Origin of the sequence: Citrobacter sp. Cpo126 (assembly GCF_030332445.1) — a bacterium.
Classification (GTDB): Bacteria; Pseudomonadota; Gammaproteobacteria; order Enterobacterales; family Enterobacteriaceae; genus Citrobacter; species Citrobacter portucalensis.
The window spans coordinates 148096-168184 of the sequence record NZ_JAOWHT010000043.1; the positions used below are offsets into that span (position 1 = coordinate 148096).

23 protein-coding genes are annotated in these 20089 nt (G+C 55.9%); 21 read left to right on the forward strand and 2 right to left on the reverse strand.

Annotated elements, in window-relative coordinates; genetic code table 11:
• Positions 1-6 precede the first annotated feature (6 nt).
• The 16 genes from eutP (at position 7) to eutR (ending at position 14518) form a co-directional block, all read left to right on the forward strand.
• The gene (gene eutP, locus OGY17_RS21240) at positions 7-486 is read left to right on the forward strand and encodes an ethanolamine utilization acetate kinase EutP (RefSeq protein WP_003037998.1); all 480 of its coding nucleotides are present in this window, start codon (positions 7-9) and stop codon (positions 484-486) included.
• Positions 464-1162: an ethanolamine utilization acetate kinase EutQ gene (eutQ, locus tag OGY17_RS21245; RefSeq protein ID WP_103285614.1), complete on the forward strand. Its 699-nt coding sequence runs from the start codon at positions 464-466 to the stop codon at positions 1160-1162. Before eutP ends, eutQ begins: the two co-directional genes overlap by 23 nt.
• Positions 1163-1171: 9 nt before the next feature.
• Positions 1172-1975, forward strand: coding sequence for an ethanolamine utilization cob(I)yrinic acid a,c-diamide adenosyltransferase EutT (gene eutT / locus OGY17_RS21250; RefSeq protein WP_003835057.1), 804 nt, complete (start codon positions 1172-1174; stop codon positions 1973-1975).
• The gene (gene pta / locus OGY17_RS21255; protein ID WP_032944169.1) at positions 1972-2988 is read left to right on the forward strand and encodes a phosphate acetyltransferase; all 1017 of its coding nucleotides are present in this window, start codon (positions 1972-1974) and stop codon (positions 2986-2988) included. The genes eutT and pta overlap by 4 nt, the downstream gene beginning before the upstream one ends.
• Positions 2989-3024: 36 nt before the next feature.
• On the forward strand, positions 3025-3318 hold the full coding sequence (gene eutM, locus OGY17_RS21260) for an ethanolamine utilization microcompartment protein EutM (RefSeq protein WP_003835054.1): 294 nt from the start codon (positions 3025-3027) through the stop codon (positions 3316-3318).
• 114 nt (positions 3319-3432) lie between these two features.
• Positions 3433-3720 (forward strand): ethanolamine utilization microcompartment protein EutN, encoded by a 288-nt coding sequence (eutN, locus tag OGY17_RS21265; RefSeq protein WP_003038011.1) that lies wholly within the window; start codon positions 3433-3435, stop codon positions 3718-3720.
• A gap of 11 nt (positions 3721-3731) precedes the next feature.
• Positions 3732-5135, forward strand: coding sequence for an aldehyde dehydrogenase family protein (locus OGY17_RS21270; RefSeq protein WP_003835050.1), 1404 nt, complete (start codon positions 3732-3734; stop codon positions 5133-5135).
• Between the two features lie 12 nt (positions 5136-5147).
• Positions 5148-5987 carry an ethanolamine utilization protein EutJ gene (gene eutJ / locus OGY17_RS21275; RefSeq protein WP_079935155.1) on the forward strand — a complete coding sequence of 280 codons (840 nt, stop codon included), beginning with the start codon at positions 5148-5150 and terminating at the stop codon, positions 5985-5987.
• On the forward strand, positions 5977-7164 hold the full coding sequence (eutG, locus tag OGY17_RS21280) for an ethanolamine utilization ethanol dehydrogenase EutG (RefSeq protein ID WP_286608302.1): 1188 nt from the start codon (positions 5977-5979) through the stop codon (positions 7162-7164). The genes eutJ and eutG overlap by 11 nt, the downstream gene beginning before the upstream one ends.
• 119 nt (positions 7165-7283) lie before the next feature.
• Entirely contained in the window at positions 7284-8516 is a 1233-nt protein-coding gene (gene eutH, locus OGY17_RS21285; RefSeq protein WP_003835043.1) for an ethanolamine utilization protein EutH, read from the forward strand.
• Positions 8513-9916 (forward strand): ethanolamine ammonia-lyase reactivating factor EutA, encoded by a 1404-nt coding sequence (gene eutA / locus OGY17_RS21290; protein WP_103285613.1) that lies wholly within the window; start codon positions 8513-8515, stop codon positions 9914-9916. Before eutH ends, eutA begins: the two co-directional genes overlap by 4 nt.
• Before the next feature lie 11 nt (positions 9917-9927).
• Positions 9928-11289 (forward strand): ethanolamine ammonia-lyase subunit alpha, encoded by a 1362-nt coding sequence (gene eutB, locus OGY17_RS21295; RefSeq protein ID WP_003038029.1) that lies wholly within the window; start codon positions 9928-9930, stop codon positions 11287-11289.
• Between the two features lie 20 nt (positions 11290-11309).
• Positions 11310-12206, forward strand: coding sequence for an ethanolamine ammonia-lyase subunit EutC (gene eutC, locus OGY17_RS21300; protein ID WP_008785418.1), 897 nt, complete (start codon positions 11310-11312; stop codon positions 12204-12206).
• Between the two features lie 9 nt (positions 12207-12215).
• Positions 12216-12875: an ethanolamine utilization microcompartment protein EutL gene (gene eutL, locus OGY17_RS21305; protein ID WP_003838537.1), complete on the forward strand. Its 660-nt coding sequence runs from the start codon at positions 12216-12218 to the stop codon at positions 12873-12875.
• A gap of 11 nt (positions 12876-12886) precedes the next feature.
• Positions 12887-13417 (forward strand): ethanolamine utilization microcompartment protein EutK, encoded by a 531-nt coding sequence (eutK, locus tag OGY17_RS21310; protein ID WP_003835033.1) that lies wholly within the window; start codon positions 12887-12889, stop codon positions 13415-13417.
• Positions 13418-13465: 48 nt separating this feature from the next.
• Positions 13466-14518 carry an HTH-type transcriptional regulator EutR gene (gene eutR, locus OGY17_RS21315; protein ID WP_003835032.1) on the forward strand — a complete coding sequence of 351 codons (1053 nt, stop codon included), beginning with the start codon at positions 13466-13468 and terminating at the stop codon, positions 14516-14518.
• 95 nt (positions 14519-14613) lie between these two features.
• Here eutR and hemF read toward each other — a convergent pair whose 3' ends face one another.
• Positions 14614-15513, reverse strand: coding sequence for an oxygen-dependent coproporphyrinogen oxidase (hemF, locus tag OGY17_RS21320; RefSeq protein ID WP_048224960.1), 900 nt, complete (start codon positions 15511-15513; stop codon positions 14614-14616).
• A 2-nt stretch (positions 15514-15515) separates the two neighbouring features.
• Entirely contained in the window at positions 15516-16385 is an 870-nt protein-coding gene (amiA, locus tag OGY17_RS21325) for an N-acetylmuramoyl-L-alanine amidase AmiA (RefSeq protein ID WP_003038046.1), read from the reverse strand.
• A 212-nt stretch (positions 16386-16597) separates the two neighbouring features.
• Here amiA and OGY17_RS21330 point away from each other — a divergent pair, with 212 nt between their 5' ends.
• The 5 genes from OGY17_RS21330 (at position 16598) to ucpA (ending at position 20051) form a co-directional block, all read left to right on the forward strand.
• The gene (locus OGY17_RS21330; protein ID WP_003038048.1) at positions 16598-17023 is read left to right on the forward strand and encodes a GNAT family acetyltransferase; all 426 of its coding nucleotides are present in this window, start codon (positions 16598-16600) and stop codon (positions 17021-17023) included.
• Positions 17010-17459, forward strand: coding sequence for a DUF2919 domain-containing protein (locus tag OGY17_RS21335; RefSeq protein ID WP_003835027.1), 450 nt, complete (start codon positions 17010-17012; stop codon positions 17457-17459). The genes OGY17_RS21330 and OGY17_RS21335 overlap by 14 nt, the downstream gene beginning before the upstream one ends.
• 59 nt (positions 17460-17518) lie before the next feature.
• Positions 17519-18094 (forward strand): RpoE-regulated lipoprotein, encoded by a 576-nt coding sequence (locus OGY17_RS21340; RefSeq protein ID WP_048215807.1) that lies wholly within the window; start codon positions 17519-17521, stop codon positions 18092-18094.
• A 93-nt stretch (positions 18095-18187) separates the two neighbouring features.
• On the forward strand, positions 18188-19087 hold the full coding sequence (gene yfeX / locus OGY17_RS21345; protein ID WP_048234761.1) for a porphyrinogen peroxidase: 900 nt from the start codon (positions 18188-18190) through the stop codon (positions 19085-19087).
• Positions 19088-19259: 172 nt separating this feature from the next.
• The gene (ucpA, locus tag OGY17_RS21350; protein ID WP_003835020.1) at positions 19260-20051 is read left to right on the forward strand and encodes an SDR family oxidoreductase UcpA; all 792 of its coding nucleotides are present in this window, start codon (positions 19260-19262) and stop codon (positions 20049-20051) included.
• Positions 20052-20089 lie beyond the last annotated feature (38 nt).

The following is a 20089-nucleotide window of genomic DNA, read 5'->3' on the forward strand; positions in this document are numbered from 1 at the left end:
GCGGCGATGAAACGTATTGCATTTGTCGGTACGGTGGGGGCGGGGAAAACAACGCTCTTTAATGCGCTACAGGGGAATTATTCCCTCGCCAGAAAAACACAGGCCGTGGAGTTTAATGAAAATGGCGATATCGATACGCCAGGGGAATATTTTAGCCATCCGCGCTGGTATCACGCCTTAATTACCACGCTGCAGGATGTCGATACGTTGATTTATATACACGCGGCAAATGATAAAGAAAGTCGCTTACCTGCCGGGCTGTTGGATATCGGCGCCAGTAAACGACAAATCGCCGTTATCAGTAAAACGGACATGCCGGATGCCGACGTCGCCGCAACGCGACAACTACTTCGCGGGATGGGGTTTCAGGAGCCGATTTTTGAGCTCAATAGCCATGACCCGCGCAGCGTGCAGCACCTGGTGGATTATCTGACTGAGCTCAGCCAAAAGGAGGAAAGGGCAGGTGAAAAAACTCATCACAGCTAACGATATTCGTGCGGCCCACGCACGCGGCGAACAGGAAATGTCGGTTGTTCTGCGCGCCAGCATCATCACCCCGGAGGCGCGCGAAGTTGCGGAGCTGCTGGGCGTTACCATCAGTGAATGCGATGAATCCGCGCCAACTGCTGCTGTACCGGCGGCGGTTGATGATGGCAAAACGGAAAGCCAGCGCATTCGCGAAACCATCATTGCGCAGTTACCGGAAGGGCAGTTTACCGAAAGCCTGGTCGCCCAGCTGATGGACAAAGTTATGAAGGAGAAGCAGTCGCTGGAGCAGGGCGGAATGCAGCCGAGTTTTAGCTCGGTAACCGGCAAAGGCGGCGTCAAAGTCATCGACGGCAGCAGCGTGAAGTTTGGTCGTTTTGACGGCGCGCAGCCGCACTGCGTGGGCTTAACCGATCTGGTGACCGACCAGGACGGTAGCAGCATGGCCGCCGGGTTCATGCAGTGGGATAACGCTTTTTTCCCATGGACGCTGAACTACGACGAAATCGACATGATTCTGGAAGGCGAGCTGCACGTTCGCCACGAAGGCGAAACCATGATTGCAAAAGCCGGGGACGTCATGTTTATCCCGAAAGGTTCCAGCATCGAATTTGGTACGCCATCGACGGTGAAGTTTCTGTATGTGGCCTGGCCTGCGAACTGGCAGTCCTGCTAAGGCGGATGTATGAAGGATTTCATTACCGAAGCATGGCTCAGAGCGAATCATACGCTCAGCGAAGGGGCTGAAATTCATCTCCCCGCTGACGCTCGCCTGACGCCGTCTGCCCGGGAATTACTGGAAAGCCGACATCTGCGTATTAAGTTTATCGACGAGCAGGGCAGCCTGTTTATTGATGACGAAGAACAGCAGCCGCAGCCGGTGCATGGATTAACCAGCAGCGATACGCATCCACAGGCCAGCTGCGAACTGTGCCATCAACCGGTGGCGAAGAAACCGGACACCCTGACGCATCTGACGGCGGACAAGATGGTCGCCAAAAGTGACCCTCGGCTGGGATTTCGCGCCGCGCTGGACAGCACCATCGCCCTGGCTGTGTGGTTGCAGATTGAGATGGCAGAACCGTGGCAGCCGTGGCTGGCGGATATCCGCTCGCGCCTGGGCAATATTATGCGCGCTGACGCCATGGATGAGCCGCTGGCAGCACAAGCTGTCGTGGGTTTAAGTGACGAAGATTTACACCGTCTTTCGCATCAACCGCTGCGCTATCTGGACCACGACCATCTGGTGCCTGAAGCCAGCCACGGACGTGATTGCGCGCTGCTTAATCTGCTGCGTACCAAAGTCCGTGAAACGGAGACGGTGGCGGCCCAGGTGTTCATCACTCGCAGTTTTGAGGTTATGCGACCGGACATTATGCAGGCGCTCAACCGCCTTTCCAGTACGGTCTACGTGATGATGATTCTGAGCGTTGCGAAGCATCCGCTGACGGTTAACCAAATTCAACAGCGACTGGGGGAGAAGCAATGATCATTGAACGTGCTCGTCAACTCGCCCAACGCTCACCGGCACGGGTGGTGTTCCCGGATGCGCTGGATGTCCGGGTGCTGAAGGCGGCGAATTACCTGCATCAGCACGGTCTGGCACATCCAATTCTCGTCGCCAGTCCGTTTGCGCTGCGCCAGTTTGCCCTCAGCCACCGGGTGGCAATGGATGGCATTCAGGTTATCGATCCGCAAAGCAATCAGCCAATGCGCGAAGAGTTTGCGCTGCGCTGGCTGGCTCGCGCGGGAGATAAAACGCCTGCGGATGCGCTGGAAAAACTCAACGATCCGCTGATGTTCGCCGCTGCAATGGTCAGCGCGGGTAAAGCTGACGTCTGTATTGCGGGCAATCTCTCATCAACAGCAAACGTGCTGCGTGCCGGATTACGCATTATCGGGCTACAGCCTGGCTGTAAAACGCTGTCGTCAATTTTCCTGATGCTGCCGCAGTACCTTGGTCCGTCATTAGGTTTTGCCGATTGCAGCGTCGTGCCGCAGCCCACCGCTGCACAGTTGGCGGATATTGCGATTGCCAGCGCGCAGACATGGCAGGCGATCACAGGTGAAGAGCCGCGCGTGGCCATGCTGTCGTTTTCAAGTAATGGCAGTGCTCGCCATCCTAACGTCGCTAACGTGCAGCAGGCGACCGAGATCGTTCGTGAGCGTGCCCCGCAGCTTACCGTGGACGGAGAACTGCAATTTGATGCCGCCTTTGTTCCGGATGTCGCAGCGCAAAAAGCGCCCGCCAGTCCGTTAAAGGGCAATGCCAATGTGATGGTCTTCCCATCGCTCGAGGCAGGCAATATTGGCTACAAAATCGCTCAGCGTCTGGGAGGGTATCGCGCAGTAGGTCCGTTGATTCAAGGGCTGGCCGCACCGCTTCATGACCTTTCTCGCGGCTGTAGCGTACAGGAAATTATCGAACTGGCGTTGGTGGCAGCAGTGCCGCGCCAGACTGACGTGAGTCGTGAAAACGCCTCACAAACACTGGTTGTTTAGGTCCCGTTCTGGACCCCTTAATGAGAGGAAAACACAATGGAAGCATTAGGAATGATTGAAACCCGGGGCCTGGTTGCACTGATTGAGGCTTCTGACGCAATGGTTAAAGCGGCACGGGTGAAACTGGTTGGCGTGAAGCAGATCGGTGGCGGTCTGGTCACTGCCATGGTCCGTGGCGACGTAGCGGCATGTAAAGCTGCAACGGACGCAGGTGCTGCGGCAGCACAGCGTATTGGCGAGCTGGTTTCAGTACACGTGATCCCACGTCCGCACGGCGATCTGGAAGAAGTGTTCCCGATCAGCTTTAAAGGCGACAGCAACGACATGTAAGTCGTCCATGTGACGCCACAGACTTCATTGCTGGCGTCACCCTCTCTCCTTTTCACATTACCTTCTGCGGAGGGTAGGGGGAGGTTTTACCTGAAATATGCCACGGAGGCGCGTATGAAACTGGCAATCGTTACAGGACAAATTGTTTGTACCGTACGCCATCAGGGGCTCGCGCACGACAAGTTGCTGATGGTGGAAATGATTGACGCCCAGGGAAATCCCGACGGGCAATGTGCTGTTGCTATCGACAGCATCGGGGCGGGAACCGGAGAGTGGGTGCTGCTGGTCAGCGGAAGCTCCGCCCGTCAGGCGCACCGGAATGAATCATCGCCTGTCGATCTGTGCGTGATTGGCATTGTCGATGAAGTGGTGGCAGGTGGTCAGGTGATCTTCCATAAATAAGGCAGAAAATCATGAATCAACAGGATATTGAACAGGTCGTGAAAGCGGTACTGCTGAAAATGAAAGACAGCAGCCAACCCGTCAGTGCCGTTCAAGAAATGGGCGTTTTTGCCTCCCTGGATGACGCAGTGGCGGCAGCAAAACTTGCCCAGCAGGGGTTGAAAAGCGTCGCCATGCGCCAACTGGCTATCACGGCCCTACGTGAGGCGGGCGAAAAGCACGCCAGAGAATTAGCGGAACTTGCCGTCACTGAAACCGGCATGGGACGCGTCGAAGATAAATTTGCCAAAAACGTGGCGCAGGCGCGCGGCACGCCGGGTGTGGAATGCCTGTCTCCACAGGTTCTGACCGGCGATAACGGTCTGACGCTGATTGAAAACGCACCGTGGGGCGTGGTGGCCTCGGTAACTCCATCCACCAACCCGGCCGCGACCGTCATTAACAACGCCATCAGCCTGATTGCCGCTGGTAACAGCGTGGTCTTCGCACCGCATCCGGCGGCGAAAAAAGTCTCTCAGCGCGCTATCACTCTGCTTAACCAGGCGGTAGTTGCCGCAGGCGGTCCGGCAAACCTGTTGGTGACGGTTGCCAACCCGGATATCGAGACTGCCCAGCGTCTGTTCAAGTACCCAGGTATCGGCCTGCTGGTGGTGACCGGTGGTGAAGCCGTGGTGGACGCCGCGCGTAAGCACACCAACAAACGTCTGATTGCCGCTGGTGCGGGTAATCCGCCAGTGGTGGTTGATGAAACGGCTGACCTGGCACGCGCGGCGCAGTCGATAGTCAAAGGTGCATCGTTTGACAACAACATCATCTGCGCCGACGAAAAAGTGCTGATCGTGGTCGATAGCGTCGCTGATGAACTGATGCGTCTGATGGAAAGCCAGCATGCGGTAAAACTGACCGCGGCTCAGGCCGAACAGCTGCAGCCGGTGCTGCTGAAAAATATCGATGAGCGCGGTAAAGGCACAGTCAGTCGTGACTGGGTCGGGCGCGATGCCGGAAAAATCGCTGCGGCGATTGGTCTGAACGTACCGGAGCAAACCCGTCTGTTATTCGTCGAAACCTCCGCGACGCATCCGTTTGCCGTTACCGAACTGATGATGCCGGTGCTGCCGGTCGTGCGAGTTGCCAACGTCGATGAAGCCATTGAACTGGCGGTCAAGCTGGAAGGCGGCTGCCACCATACGGCGGCGATGCACTCACGCAATATCGAAAATATGAACCGTATGGCAAACGCCATTGATACCAGCATCTTCGTTAAGAACGGACCGTGCATTGCCGGTCTTGGACTGGGTGGTGAAGGCTGGACCACGATGACCATTACCACACCAACCGGGGAAGGGGTGACCAGTGCGCGTACGTTTGTGCGTCTGCGTCGCTGTGTGTTGGTAGACGCCTTCAGAATTGTATAAGGAGTAAATGAGATGGCGCACGACGAACAACGTTGGTTGACACCCAGACTGCTAAAAGCGGCAACGCTATGTAACCAGACGCCCGCAAAGAGCGATTCACCGCTGTGGTTGGGCATTGATTTGGGAACGTGTGATGTGGTGTCGATGGTTGTGGACAGTGATGGACAGCCGGTCGCGGTTTGCCTGGACTGGGCCGATGTCGTGCGCGATGGCATCGTCTGGGATTTCTTTGGTGCGGTGACCATCGTTCGTCGCCATCTCGATACGCTCGAACAACAACTGGGTTGCCGTTTTACCCATGCGGCAACCTCGTTTCCACCGGGAACTGACCCACGCATCTCTATTAACGTGCTGGAGTCTGCCGGGCTTGAAGTGAGCCATGTCCTCGACGAACCAACCGCGGTGGCGGATCTGTTGCAGCTTGATAACGCCGGCGTGGTGGATATTGGTGGTGGCACTACCGGGATTGCGATTGTTAAACAGGGCAAAGTGACATACTCCGCTGATGAAGCGACCGGCGGGCACCATATCTCTCTGACGCTGGCCGGGAACCGTCGTATCCAGTTGGAAGAAGCCGAGCAGTACAAGCGCAGCAATGGCAAAGAAATCTGGCCGGTGGTGAAGCCTGTCTACGAAAAGATGGCGGAAATCGTGGCGCACCATATTGCCGGACAGGGTGTCGCTGATTTGTGGCTGGCGGGTGGCTCCTGTATGCAGCCAGGCGTTGATGAACTGTTCCGTAAGCGTTTCCCGGAACTGCAGGTGCATTTACCCCAGCACAGCCTGTTTATGACTCCGCTGGCGATTGCAAACAGCGGAAAAGAAAAAGCGGAAGGAATCTATGCAAGCTGAATTGCAGACCGCGCTCTTTCAGGCATTCGATACCCTGAATCTGCAACGCGTAAAAACGTTTAGCGTTCCCCCGGTTACGTTATGTGGACTGGGAGCGCTTAGTACCTGCGGACAGGAAGCACAAACGCGCGGACTGACGCATATGTTCGTCATGGTTGACAGCTTTCTGCATCAGGCGGGGATGACCGCCGCACTGGAGCGCAGCCTGGCGATGAAAGGTGTGGCAATGACGCTGTGGCCATGTCCGGTAGGTGAACCGTGCATTACGGACGTCTGCGCGGCAGTCGCGCAACTGCGTGAATCAAAGTGCGACGGTGTCGTGGCTTTCGGCGGCGGTTCCGTGCTGGATGCCGCCAAGGCAGTGGCGTTGCTGGTGACCAATCCTACCCAGACGCTGGCTGACATGGACGAGCGTAGCGTGTTACGCCCGCGTCTGCCGCTGATTGCCGTACCGACTACCGCCGGAACGGGCTCAGAAACCACGAACGTCACGGTGATTATCGACGCCGCGACCGGACTCAAAAAAGTACTGGCCCACGCAACCCTGATGCCGGATGTGGCGATCCTTGACGCCGCATTGACGGAAGGTGTGCCTGCGCACGTAACGGCGATGACCGGGATTGATGCACTGACGCACGCCGTTGAAGCGTATAGCGCACTGAACGCGGCGCCGTTTACCGACAGCCTGGCGATTGGCGCGATAGCGATGATCGGTAAATCGCTGCCGAAGGCCGTCGGCTACGGTCAGGATCTGGCTGCGCGCGAAAGCATGCTGCTGGCTTCCTGTATGGCCGGGATGGCGTTTTCCAGCGCTGGGCTTGGCCTGTGCCATGCGATGGCGCACCAGCCGGGGGCGACGTTGCACATTCCACACGGACAGGCTAACGCCATGCTGCTGCCGACGGTAATGGGGTTCAACCGCATGGTGTGTCGTGAGCGCTTTAGCCATATCGGACGCGCGTTAACCAACAAGAAATCGGACGATCGTGATGCTATCAACGCGGTCAGCGAGTTGATTAGCGAAGTGGGCCAGACCAAACGACTCTCTGACGTTGGGGCAAAGCCCGAGCAGTACAGCGCATGGGCTCACGCCGCGCTGGAGGATATTTGTATTCGCAGTAACCCACGCACCGCCACGCAGGCACAGATCATCGACCTGTACGCGGCTGCCGGGTAATGCCTGTAGGCCGGATAAGGTGCTCGCACCGCCATCCGGCAATAACACGGCGTTAATGCCGGAGGCGACGTAAACGTCTTATCCGGCCTACAAATCACAAATGACAGGGAGTAGGGGCTATGGGAATTAACGAAATCATCATGTACATCATGATGTTCTTTATGCTGATTGCCGCCGTGGACAGGATCCTGTCGCAGTTCGGCGGTTCGGCACGCTTCCTCGGTAAGTTCGGTAAGAGTATTGAGGGATCGGGCGGCCAGTTTGAAGAAGGTTTTATGGCGATGGGCGCGCTGGGTCTGGCGATGGTCGGTATGACCGCGCTGGCACCGGTTCTGGCGCATGTGCTCGGGCCAGTGATTATTCCGCTGTATGAAATGCTGGGCGCGAACCCGTCGATGTTTGCCGGAACGCTGCTGGCGTGCGATATGGGCGGCTTCTTCCTGGCGAAAGAACTGGCGGGCGGCGACGTTGCGGCGTGGCTGTACTCTGGCCTGATCCTCGGGGCGATGATGGGGCCGACGCTGGTCTTCTCCATTCCGGTTGCGCTGGGGATTATTGAACCGTCTGACCGTCGTTATCTGGCGCTGGGCGTGCTGGCGGGTATTGTCACCATTCCGATTGGTTGTATTGCGGGCGGTTTGATTGCGATGTACTCCGGCGTCGAAATCAACGGACAGCCGGTGGAGTTCACCTTCGCGCTGATCCTGATGAATATGATCCCGGTGCTGATCGTGGCTGTGCTGGTGGCGCTGGGACTGAAATTCATCCCGGAAAAAATGATCAACGGCTTCCAGATCTTCGCGAAATTCCTGGTGGCGCTGATCACCATCGGCCTGGCAGCAGCGGTGGTCAAATTCCTGCTCGGCTGGGAGCTGATCCCAGGTCTTGATCCTATCTTCATGGCTCCGGGCGACAAGCCGGGTGAAGTGATGCGCGCCATCGAAGTTATCGGTTCTATTTCCTGCGTACTGCTCGGTGCGTACCCAATGGTACTGCTGTTAACCCGCTGGTTTGAAAAACCGCTGATGAGCGTCGGTAACCTGTTAAAAATCAATAATATTGCGGCTGCCGGTATGGTTGCGACGCTGGCGAACAACATCCCAATGTTCGGCATGATGAAGAATATGGATACCCGCGGCAAAGTGATCAACTGCGCCTTTGCGGTCTCCGCGGCCTTTGCACTGGGTGACCACTTAGGCTTCGCCGCTGCCAACATGAACGCGATGATCTTCCCGATGATTGTCGGCAAGTTGATTGGCGGCGTGACGGCGATTGGTGTGGCTATGCTGTTGGTACCGAAAGATGAAGATGTGCCAGCAGAAGTAGAAACCAACCCGGAGGCGCAATCGTGAATACTCGCCAGCTATTGAGCGTCGGTATCGATATCGGCACCACTACCACTCAGGTGATTTTCTCGCGCCTTGAGTTAGTCAACCGTGCGGCAGTGTCGCAGGTGCCGCGCTACGAATTCATCAAACGCGAAATTAGCTGGCAAAGCCCGGTGTTCTTTACCCCCGTTGATAAGCAGGGCGGGTTGAAAGAGGCCGAACTTAAGGCGCTGATCCTCGCCCAGTACCAGGCGGCGGGTATTGCACCTGAGACTGTCGATTCCGGCGCGATCATCATCACCGGAGAAAGTGCCAAAACCCGTAATGCGCGTCCGGCGGTGATGGCGCTCTCTCAGTCGCTGGGGGATTTTGTGGTGGCCAGCGCCGGTCCGCATCTGGAATCGGTGATTGCCGGTCACGGTGCGGGGGCACAAACCCTGTCCGAGCAGAAGTTGTGCCGCGTACTGAATATCGACATTGGTGGCGGTACGTCGAACTACGTTCTGTTTGATGCCGGAAAGGTCAGCGGTTCGGCTTGCCTGAACGTCGGCGGACGACTGCTGGAAACGGACGGCCAGGGGCGAGTAGTACATGCGCATCAGCCGGGGCAGATGATTGTTGATGACGTATTTGGTCCGGGCACCGACGCCCGAACCCTCAATGCGGCGCAGCTTGTTCAGGTAGCCCGACGGATGGCGGCGCTGATTGTGGAGGTGATTGACGGCACGTTATCACCGCTGGCGCAGGCGCTGATGCAAACCGGCCTGTTACCGGCGGGCGTGAAACCGGAAGTGATTACGTTGTCCGGCGGGGTGGGCGAGTGCTACCGCAACCAACCAGCCGATCCGTTCTGTTTTTCCGACATTGGCCCGCTGTTAGCAACGGCACTGCATGAACATCCGCGCCTGCGTGAGATGAACGTGCAGTTCCCGGCGCAAACCGTGCGCGCCACGGTGATTGGCGCCGGTGCGCATACGCTGTCGCTTTCGGGCAGCACCATCTGGCTGGAAGGCGTGGCGCTTCCGCTGCGCAATCTGCCGGTGGCGATTCCGGTTGATGAGGCTGATTTGGTGGCCGCCTGGCAACAGGCGCTAATGCAGCTCGATCTGGACCCGCAAACGGACGCCTACGTGCTGGCGCTGCCCGGTTCGCTGCCGGTGCGCTATGCCGCGCTGTTAACGGTGATTGATGCGCTGCTGGCCTTTGTCGCGCGCTATCCGAATCCGCATCCCCTGCTGGTGGTAGCCGAGCAGGATTTTGGTAAGGCCCTGGGCATGCTGTTACGCCCACAGTTACAGCAACACCCGCTGGCAGTCATCGATGAGGTGGTTGTCCGGGCGGGGGACTATATCGACATTGGTACGCCTCTTTTTGGCGGATCGGTTGTGCCGGTGACGGTGAAATCACTCGCATTTCCTTCCTGAGGGAACGACTTATGAAACTAAAGACCACATTGTTCGGCAATGTTTATCAGTTTAAGGATGTTAAAGAGGTGCTGGCAAAAGCCAACGAACTGCGTTCGGGGGATGTGCTGGCAGGAGTGGCCGCAACCAGTTCGCAGGAGCGCGTGGCAGCCAAGCAGGTACTGTCGGAAATGACGGTGGCGGATATCCGCAATAACCCGGTGATTTCCTATGAAGAGGACTGTGTTACTCGTCTGATTCAGGATGACGTCAACGAAACGGCCTATAACCGTATCAAAAACTGGAGTATCAGCGAGCTGCGCGAGTACGTGCTGAGCGATGAAACCTCCGTTGATGACATTGCGTTTACGCGCAAAGGGTTAACGTCGGAAGTGGTCGCTGCGGTAGCAAAAATCTGCTCTAACGCGGACCTGATCTACGGCGGTAAGAAAATGCCGGTGATCAAAAAGGCCAATACCACCATCGGTCTACCGGGCACCTTCAGCTGCCGTTTACAGCCGAACGACACCCGTGATGACGTGCAGAGTATTGCCGCACAAATCTACGAAGGGCTGTCCTTCGGGGCGGGTGATGCGGTGATTGGCGTAAACCCGGTAACGGATGACGTGGAAAACTTAAGCCGCGTACTGGATACCGTGTACGGCGTTATCGACAAATTCAACATCCCGACCCAGGGCTGCGTACTGGCACACGTAACTACCCAGATCGAAGCGATTCGTCGCGGCGCGCCGGGCGGGCTGATTTTCCAGAGTATCTGCGGTAGCGAAAAAGGCTTAAAAGAGTTTGGCGTTGAGCTGGCCATGCTGGATGAAGCGCGCGCAGTGGGCGCTGAGTTCAACCGTATCGCCGGGGAAAACTGCCTGTACTTCGAAACCGGGCAAGGGTCTGCACTTTCCGCGGGCGCGAACTTCGGCGCCGATCAGGTGACGATGGAAGCGCGTAACTACGGGCTGGCACGCCACTATGATCCGTTCCTGGTGAACACCGTGGTGGGCTTTATCGGGCCGGAGTATCTCTACAACGACCGTCAGATTATTCGCGCGGGTCTGGAAGATCACTTTATGGGCAAGCTGAGCGGCATCTCAATGGGCTGTGACTGCTGCTACACCAACCATGCTGATGCTGACCAGAACCTTAACGAAAACCTGATGATTCTGCTCGCCACCGCTGGCTGCAACTACATCATGGGCATGCCGCTCGGTGACGACATCATGCTCAACTATCAGACCACCGCCTTCCATGACACCGCGACCGTGCGTCAGCTGCTGAACCTGCGTCCGTCGCCGGAGTTTGAACGCTGGCTGGAAACCATGGGCATTATGGCAAACGGTCGCCTGACCAAACGGGCGGGCGATCCGTCACTGTTCTTCTGATGACGCGGGGATGACACACGATGGATCAAAAACAGATTGAAGAAATTGTACGCAGCGTAATGGCGTCAATGGGTGAGTCTCAACCGCAGGCTCAAGAACCGTCAGCACCAGCAAAATGCAGCACCACGCAGTGCGCCGCGCCGACCGGTGAAAGCTGCGCGATGGACTTAGGCTCAGCCGAAGCCAAAGCGTGGATTGGCGTTGAGAATCCGCACCGTGCAGAGGTGTTGACTGAACTTCGCCGTAGCACCGCTGCGCGTGTATGTACCGGTCGTGCCGGTCCTCGTCCGCGTACCCAGGCGCTGCTGCGTTTCCTGGCTGACCACTCGCGTTCGAAAGATACGGTATTGAAAGAAGTGCCGGAAGAGTGGGTAAAAGCCCAGGGGCTGCTGGAAGTGCGCTCGGAAATCAGCGACAAAAACCTGTATCTGACGCGTCCGGATATGGGGCGTCGTCTGAGTGCGGAAGCCATTGAAGCACTGAAATCACAGTGTGTAATGAATCCGGATGTGCAGGTGATTATTTCTGATGGCCTGTCTACCGACGCGATTACCGCTAACTATGAAGAGATCCTGCCGCCGCTGTTGTCGGGCTTAAAACAGGCCGGATTGAAGGTCGGGACGCCGTTCTTTGTTCGCTATGGGCGCGTGAAAATCGAAGATCAGATCGGCGAACTGCTGGGTGCAAAAGCGGTGATCCTGCTGGTTGGTGAACGTCCGGGCCTCGGCCAGTCGGAAAGTCTTTCTTGCTATGCCGTCTATTCGCCGCGTGTGGCGACCACCGTTGAGGCTGATCGTACCTGTATCTCGAACATTCACCAGGGCGGTACGCCACCGGTTGAAGCGGCGGCGGTGATTGTGGATTTGGCCAAGCGCATGCTGGAGCAAAAAGCATCCGGTATCAATATGACCCGTTAAGGAGGCATCATGCCAGCATTAGATTTAATTAGACCTTCAGTCACCGCAATGCGTGTGATTGCCTCGGTAAATGACGGTTTTGCCCGCGAACTTAAATTACCGCCACATATACGTAGCCTCGGACTCATCACAGCAGATTCTGATGACGTGGCGTATATTGCCGCAGACGAAGCGACAAAACAGGCAATGGTCGAAGTGGTTTATGGCCGCTCGCTGTATGCCGGTGCGGCGCACAGTCCCTCTCCAACCTCGGGCGAAGTGCTGATTATGCTCGGTGGACCAAACCCGGCCGAAGTTCGCGCGGGTCTGGACGCGATGGTGGCCAATATTGAAAGCGGGGCGGCATTCCAGTGGGCGAATGACGCAGAAGATACCGCCTTCCTGGCGCATGTGGTTTCGCGTACCGGTTCGTATCTCTCCGCAACCGCGGGATGCCGACTGGGCGATCCGATGGCGTATCTGGTAGCACCGCCGCTGGAAGCGACATTTGGTATTGATGCCGCGCTGAAATCTGCCGATGTACAACTGGTGACCTATGTACCACCGCCGTCAGAAACTAACTATTCAGCCGCGTTTTTGACCGGTAGCCAGGCCGCTTGTAAAGCCGCATGTAACGCCTTTGCCGATGCCGTTCTGGATATTGCCCGTAATCCAATCCAGCGCGCGTAAGAGAGGTAGTGATGATCAATGCACTGGGATTACTGGAAGTGGATGGCATGGTGGCTGCCGTGGACGCGGCCGATGCCATGCTGAAAGCTGCGAACGTGCGTCTGCTTAGCCACGAAGTGCTCGATCCTGGTCGGCTGACGCTGGTGGTGGAAGGCGATCTGGCGGCATGCCGCGCAGCGCTGGATGCTGGCAGTGCAGCCGCAGCGCGTACGGGCCGTGTTATCAGCCGTAAGGAAATAGGCCGGCCGGACGATGACACCCAGTGGCTGATCGGCGGTTTTAAACGCCAGCCGAAGAAACCTGAACAGAAGCCAGAAGCGAAAACAGAAGTGAAACCAGAGAAGACACAGGACGCCCCAGTGACGTCTGAATCCTCTGCCCAACTTCTGACGCTGTTAGCATCGGTCCGTCAAGGAATGACGGCAGGGGAAGTGGCGGCCCACTTTGGCTGGTCACTTGATGAAGCCAGAAATGCGCTGGAACAGCTCTTTTCTGATGGAGCGTTGCGTAAACGCAGTAGTCGCTACCGCTTAAAAAATTAACCTGTCGGAGGGCCGGGGGCTTCGTTGAAGCTTCCGGCTTAAAAGATCATGAAAAAGAACCGTACTGCAAACTTGCACCATCTTTATCATGAAGTATTACCCGAAGACGTTAAACTGACGCCGAAAGTGGAAGTGGACAACGTTCACCAACGGCGAACAACGGATGTGTATGAGCACGCGCTGACGATTACCGCCTGGCAGCAGATCTACGACCAGCTGCATCCGGGAAAATTTCATGGCGAGTTCACGGAAATCCTGCTCGATGATATTCAGGTGTTCCGTGAATACACCGGACTGGCGCTGCGTCAGTCGTGCCTTGTCTGGCCAAACTCATTTTGGTTTGGCATTCCGGCCACGCGCGGCGAGCAGGGATTTATTGGTACCCAGTGTTTGGGTAGCGCTGAAATTGCCACCCGCCCAGGCGGGACGGAGTTTGAACTGAGTACGCCGGATGATTACACCATTTTGGGTGTCGTCATTTCGGAAGAGGCCATTGCTCGTCAGGCCAACTTCCTGCATAACCCGGAAAGGGTGCTACATATGCTGCGCAATCAGTCGGCGCTGGAAGTTAAAGAACAACACAAAGCCGCGCTATGGGGCTTTGTGCAGCAGGCGCTGGCGACGTTTAGTGAGAATCCTGAAAACCTTCACCAACCCGCGGTGCGTAAAGTGTTGGGGGATAACCTGCTGCTGGCGATGGGCACCATGCTGGAAGAAGCGCAGCCGATTATGACTGCGGAGAGCATCAGCCATCAGAGCTATCGTCGCTTGCTGTCACGTGCGCGCGAATATGTGCTGGAAAATATGTCAGAGCCGCTGACCGTGCTCGACTTATGCAATCAGCTGCACGTTAGCCGCCGGACGTTGCAAAACGCCTTTCACGCGATCCTCGGTATTGGCCCGAATGCCTGGTTGAAACGTATTCGCCTGAACGCCGTGCGCCGTGAGTTGATAAGCCCATGGTCGCAGAGTGCGACGGTGAAAGACGCAGCCATGCAGTGGGGATTCTGGCATTTAGGGCAGTTTGCCACCGACTACCAGCAGCTGTTTGCGGAGAAACCGTCGTTGACGCTGCATCAGCGTATGCGCCAGTGGGCATGATGAGATTATTGTGCCGGATGCGACGCTAACGCGTCTTATCCGGCCTACGGGTTTGCCGTTGTTGCAGGCCTGATAAGCGTAGCGCCATCAGGCAATTACACCCAGTCGCGGACCTGAATAAACTCGCTAAGGGCAGCTTCCGGGCTGTTCGCTTCTGGCTGCCAGTCATACTCCCAGCGTACCAGCGGCGGCATCGACATCAGAATCGATTCCGTGCGCCCGCCGGTTTGCAAACCGAACAACGTGCCGCGATCCCACACCAGATTAAATTCCACATAGCGCCCACGACGATAAAGCTGGAAATTACGTTCGCGCTCGCCCCAGCTCATCATTTTGCGGCGTTCGACGATGGGCAGATACGCCTCGGTGTATCCTTGACCTACCGCCTGCATAAAAGCGAAGCAGTGGTCGAAATCAGGGGTATTCAAATCATCGAAAAACAGCCCGCCAATGCCGCGCTGCTCGTTGCGGTGCTTGAGGAAGAAGTAGTCATCGCACCACTTTTTGTAACGTGGATAAACGTCATCGCCAAACGGCTGGCACAGGTCCCGCGCCGTGCGATGCCAGTGAACCGCATCCTCATCAAAGCCGTAGTAGGGCGTTAAGTCAAAGCCACCGCCAAACCACCACACGGGATCGGCCCCCGGTTTTTCCGCGATAAAAAACCGTACGTTGGCATGACTGGTTGGAATGTAGGGATTCTGCGGGTGCACCACCAACGAGACGCCCATGGCTTCAAAACTGCGCCCGGCAAGCTCCGGGCGATGCGCGGTAGCCGAGGCCGGCATTGCATCGCCGTGGACGTGGGAGAAGTTGACGCCTGCTTGCTCGAAAATACCGCCGTTACGCAACACCCGACTGCGCCCGCCGCCGCCCGCTTCGCGTTGCCAGTTATCCTCAACAAATTCGCTGCCGTCTACGGTGGATAACTGCTGACAAATCTCATCCTGCAGGCTGAGCAGGAACTGTTTTACGCGCTGTGCATCGGGCTTCATGGTTAACGTTTCTTCGAGTGTGCTTTCTGGTTATCAAACCAGTGGAAATAGCTGATGATGCCATTGGCGATAGCGGTGGCGATTTTCTGACGAAACGCCGCCGTACCCAGCAATCGTTCTTCTTCCGGGTTGGTGATGAACGAGGTTTCGACCAGGACCGACGGAATCGAAGGTGATTTTAGCACCACGAAGGCGGCCTGTTCCGTGCTGCGACTGTGCAGACGGTGTACCGGCTTGATCTTCTTAAGAATATGCGAGCCTAACGTCAGGCTGTTTTTTATGGTGTCAGTTTGCACCAGATCGAACAGCACCTGCTGCAACAAATGATCTTTATCAGTGGCCTTCTTTCCGGCGACTTCATCGGCCCGGTTTTCACGATCGGACAGATATTTCGCCATGGCGCTACTGGCACCGCGATTGGATAAGGCAAAGACCGAAGCACCCGCAGCGCTCGGATTGGTAAAACCGTCGGCGTGGATCGACATGAACAGATCGGCACCATGTTTGTGGGCGATCTCGACGCGATCGTAGAGCGGAATAAACGTATCGCCGGAGCGGGTCAGGCGTGCATCAATCCCCTGGTTACGTAGGATCGAGCGCACGTTTTTGGCAATAGCCAACACAACGTGCTTTTCTTTCGAGCCGTTGCGACCAATTGCGCCGGTATCAATTCCTCCGTGCCCCGGATCAAGGACAACAACGCGCTTAGCACCGGATTTTTTCGCTTTCGGTTTGCTGTGTCCATTGCTGGTCTTTAGCGCTTCTTCTTTAGCGATGGCTTGTGACATGCCTGACAGCGTCAGGGCGGCCAGCCCGGCTTTCAGCACCTGGCGGCGCGATGTGAGTGTTTTTAGTGGTTTAAAAGTGCTCATACGGCCTGAGTTGTAAAAAAAAGGTTCTAAACGTTATATCGTATCGCGTAGTCCGTTGCGACGGATCGAGATAAGAATTGTTTTACTTTTCATTTCAATACGTGACAATTCCGTATTATGCCATTTTTTCCGCCGCTTCGCGTCAGATATTGGCTAAATCAGCCGTTCGCGCCATAATCGCTTTTTAACGTCCTGAAAAGGTACCCAATACCATGGAAATACGCGTTTTTCGCCAGGAAGATTTCGAAGAGGTGATCACCCTCTGGGAGCGTTGTGATTTGCTGCGTCCATGGAACGACCCTGAAATGGACATCGAACGTAAAGTCAATCATGACGTCAGCTTGTTCCTCGTCGCTGAAGTGAACGGTGAGGTGGTCGGTACAGTGATGGGCGGATACGACGGGCATCGCGGTTCCGCCTATTACTTGGGCGTGCATCCTGAGTTTCGCGGTCGCGGCATCGCCAATGCGCTGCTCAACCGGCTGGAGAAAAAGCTCATTGCCCGCGGTTGTCCGAAGATTCAAATCATGGTGCGTGACGATAACGACGTCGTACAGGGCATGTATGAACGTTTGGGCTATGAACATGCGGATGTACTCAATCTGGGCAAGCGTTTGATCGAAGATGAAGAGTACTGAGTTTCATCCGGCCGACTATGACGGTCATGGGCGTCTGCGCCTGCCTTTTCTTTTCTGGTGCGTACTGCTGTTGCAGGCACGCACCTGGGTTTTGTTTGTGATTGCCGGTTCTTCCCGTGAGCAGGGCAACACCTTGCTGAATCTGTTTTATCCCGATCATGACGCATTCTGGCTGGGGTTGCTTCCCGGCGTTCCCGCCGTGTTGGCGTTTTTACTCAGCGGGCGACGCTTTGCGTTTCCGGTGATCTGGCGCTGGCTGCGAGGATTATTGATTCTCGCTCAACTGGTGCTGCTGTGCTGGCAGCCGGTGATGTGGCTGGCAGGCGATCCGCTCAACGGCGTCGGGCTGGCGCTGCTGGTGGCGGATATCGTCGCGCTGATCTGGCTGTTAACCAATCAACGTCTGCGTGCCTGTTTTTCCCTTGAGAAAGAATAACGGCACTTTTTGGGGAAACCGGACTCCAAGCACCGTTGATAAATAAGGAAGGAAGTGAAATGAAATCACTGCGTTTGACTTTATGCGCGATGCCGCTGCTACTGGCCGGGTGTTCAACGTTGTCCTCGGTGAACTGGTCTGCCGCCAATCCGTGGAACTGGTTTGGTTCTTCAACGCAGGTCACAGAGCAGGGCGTAGGAGCGTTAACGGGCGCTACGCCGCTGGATGAAAAAGCCATTGCTGATGCGCTGGACGGCGATTACCGCCTGCGTAGCGGAATGAAGACCGATAACGGTAATGTGGTGCGCTTCTATGAAGCGATGAAAGACGACAAGCTGGCGATAGTCATCAACGGCAGCCAGGGAACCATCAGTCGTATTGATGTATTAGATCACGATATTTCGTCAGCCGCGGGTGTCGAAATCGGTACACCGTTTAGCGACCTTTACACTAAAGCTTTCGGTAATTGCCAAAAAGCAACCGGCGATGACAGCGCGGGCGTTGAGTGTAAAGCTGAGGGAAGTCAACATATTAGCTATATTTTTTCCGGCGAATGGAGTGGGCCTGAGGATATAATGCCGTCTGACGACACGCTGAAAGCGTGGAAAGTAAGCAAAATTATCTGGCGGCGTTAATTTGCGTCTGAACAAATCGGCTTGTTAAAAAAACAGGTAGAATAGCGCCCATCAATGCCACGATGTCGTGGCATCTTTTTTTCAGGAGGAACAATGTCTCAGGTTCAGAGTGGCATTTTGCCAGAACATTGCCGTGCGGCGATTTGGATTGAAGCCAATGTTAAAGGCGACGTTGATGCCCTGCGTGCGGCCAGCAAAAACTTCGCCGATAAGCTGGCGACCTTTGAAGCTAAGTTCCCGGATGCTCACCTGGGCGCGGTTGTCGCTTTCGGCAACAACACCTGGCGTGCATTGAGCGGCGGCGTCGGTGCTGAAGAGTTAAAAGACTTTATCCCTTACGGTAAAGGTCTGGCACCAGCAACCCAATATGACGTGTTGATCCACATTCTCTCTTTGCGTCATGACGTGAATTTCTCCGTTGCGCAGGCGGCAATGGAAGCATTTGGCGACTGTATTGAAGTTAAAGAAGAAATCCATGGTTTCCGTTGGGTCGAAGAGCGCGATCTCAGCGGCTTTGTTGACGGTACGGAAAACCCGGCAGGCGAAGAAACGCGCCGTGAAGTTGCCGTTATCAAAGATGGCGTGGATGCCGGTGGCAGCTATGTGTTTGTGCAGCGTTGGGAACATAACCTGAAGCAGCTTAATCGCATGAGCATCCATGACCAGGAAATGATGATTGGTCGCACCAAGGAAGCCAACGAAGAGATCGACGGTGATGACCGTCCGGTCACCTCTCACCTGAGCCGTGTTGACCTAAAAGAAGACGGTAAAGGGCTGAAAATTGTGCGCCAGAGCCTGCCATACGGTACTGCCAGCGGCACGCATGGTCTCTATTTCTGCGCCTACTGCGCTCGTCTGCACAACATTGAACAACAATTGCTGAGCATGTTTGGTGACACCGACGGTAAGCGTGATGCGATGCTGCGCTTCACCAAACCGGTAACCGGCGGTTATTACTTTGCACCGTCGCTGGACCGTTTAATGGCGCTGTAATGGTGAGCTGAGCCTGTTATCGGCCACGAAATAGACATCCCCGCATCGTCGGGGATTTTTTTTACCTGAGATTAACCTGATTTAGTGAGCTATTCCTCAGCACTAATTTGTTATTGCTGTATCTTCTGCGTGAATGAAGCGAAGGCTTCATATTCAAAAGGAGAATATTGAAATGGGAAAACTCACGGGCAAAACAGCATTGATTACTGGCGCATCTCAGGGTATTGGCGAGGGTATCGCCAGAACGTTTGCCCGCCATGGTGCGAACTTAATCCTGCTGGATATCTCCGATGAGATTGAAAAACTGGCGGATGAGTTGGCTGGGCGAGGGCACCGTTGCACAGCTGTTCACGCTGACGTCAGAGATTTTGCGTCGGTCAAGGAAGCGGTGACGCGCGCGAAGCAGATTGAAGGCAAAATCGATATTCTGGTGAACAATGCCGGCGTATGCCGCCTCGGCAATTTCCTTGATATGAGCGATGAAGATCGCGATTTCCACATTGATATCAACATTAAAGGCGTCTGGAACGTGACGAAAGCCGTTCTGCCGGAGATGATTGCGCGCAAAGATGGGCGCATCGTGATGATGTCATCGGTGACCGGCGATATGGTTGCTGACCCGGGCGAAACGGCCTACGCGCTGTCGAAAGCCGCGATCATCGGTTTGACCAAATCCCTGGCGGTAGAATATGCGCAGTCCGGCATTCGCGTGAACGCCATTTGCCCTGGCTACGTTCGTACGCCGATGGCGGAAAGCATTGCGCGTCAGTCTAACCCGGAAGATCCTGAATCCGTTTTAGTCGAAATGGCGAAAGCGATCCCGATGCGTCGTCTGGCCTGCCCGCTTGAGGTCGGTGAACTGGCGGCGTTCCTGGCATCGGATGAGTCCAGTTATTTAACTGGCACGCAAAACGTGATTGATGGCGGCAGCACTTTGCCTGAAAGCGTAAGCGTCGGCGTCTGATTGATGCCGGTCTCCTCCCCATGTGCTGGGGAGGAGGT

Bases quoted from the DNA above. Each gene is read 5' to 3' on its own strand.
- eutM (WP_003835054.1), top strand. From the start codon at position 3,025: ATGGAAGCATTAGGAATGATTGAAACCCGGGGCCTGGTTGCACTGATT.
- eutN (WP_003038011.1), top strand. From the start codon at position 3,433: ATGAAACTGGCAATCGTTACAGGACAAATTGTTTGTACCGTACGCCAT.
- pta (WP_032944169.1), top strand. From the start codon at position 1,972: ATGATCATTGAACGTGCTCGTCAACTCGCCCAACGCTCACCGGCACGG.
- eutP (WP_003037998.1), top strand. From the start codon at position 7: ATGAAACGTATTGCATTTGTCGGTACGGTGGGGGCGGGGAAAACAACG.
- eutT (WP_003835057.1), top strand. From the start codon at position 1,172: ATGAAGGATTTCATTACCGAAGCATGGCTCAGAGCGAATCATACGCTC.
- amiA (WP_003038046.1), bottom strand. From the start codon at position 16,385: ATGAGCACTTTTAAACCACTAAAAACACTCACATCGCGCCGCCAGGTG.
- eutK (WP_003835033.1), top strand. From the start codon at position 12,887: ATGATCAATGCACTGGGATTACTGGAAGTGGATGGCATGGTGGCTGCC.
- OGY17_RS21335 (WP_003835027.1), top strand. From the start codon at position 17,010: ATGAAGAGTACTGAGTTTCATCCGGCCGACTATGACGGTCATGGGCGT.
- OGY17_RS21330 (WP_003038048.1), top strand. From the start codon at position 16,598: ATGGAAATACGCGTTTTTCGCCAGGAAGATTTCGAAGAGGTGATCACC.
- eutR (WP_003835032.1), top strand. From the start codon at position 13,466: ATGAAAAAGAACCGTACTGCAAACTTGCACCATCTTTATCATGAAGTA.
- eutB (WP_003038029.1), top strand. From the start codon at position 9,928: ATGAAACTAAAGACCACATTGTTCGGCAATGTTTATCAGTTTAAGGAT.
- OGY17_RS21270 (WP_003835050.1), top strand. From the start codon at position 3,732: ATGAATCAACAGGATATTGAACAGGTCGTGAAAGCGGTACTGCTGAAA.
- eutC (WP_008785418.1), top strand. From the start codon at position 11,310: ATGGATCAAAAACAGATTGAAGAAATTGTACGCAGCGTAATGGCGTCA.
- hemF (WP_048224960.1), bottom strand. From the start codon at position 15,513: ATGAAGCCCGATGCACAGCGCGTAAAACAGTTCCTGCTCAGCCTGCAG.
- eutH (WP_003835043.1), top strand. From the start codon at position 7,284: ATGGGAATTAACGAAATCATCATGTACATCATGATGTTCTTTATGCTG.
- eutL (WP_003838537.1), top strand. From the start codon at position 12,216: ATGCCAGCATTAGATTTAATTAGACCTTCAGTCACCGCAATGCGTGTG.
- eutG (WP_286608302.1), top strand. From the start codon at position 5,977: ATGCAAGCTGAATTGCAGACCGCGCTCTTTCAGGCATTCGATACCCTG.
- ucpA (WP_003835020.1), top strand. From the start codon at position 19,260: ATGGGAAAACTCACGGGCAAAACAGCATTGATTACTGGCGCATCTCAG.
- yfeX (WP_048234761.1), top strand. From the start codon at position 18,188: ATGTCTCAGGTTCAGAGTGGCATTTTGCCAGAACATTGCCGTGCGGCG.
- eutJ (WP_079935155.1), top strand. From the start codon at position 5,148: ATGGCGCACGACGAACAACGTTGGTTGACACCCAGACTGCTAAAAGCG.
- OGY17_RS21340 (WP_048215807.1), top strand. From the start codon at position 17,519: ATGAAATCACTGCGTTTGACTTTATGCGCGATGCCGCTGCTACTGGCC.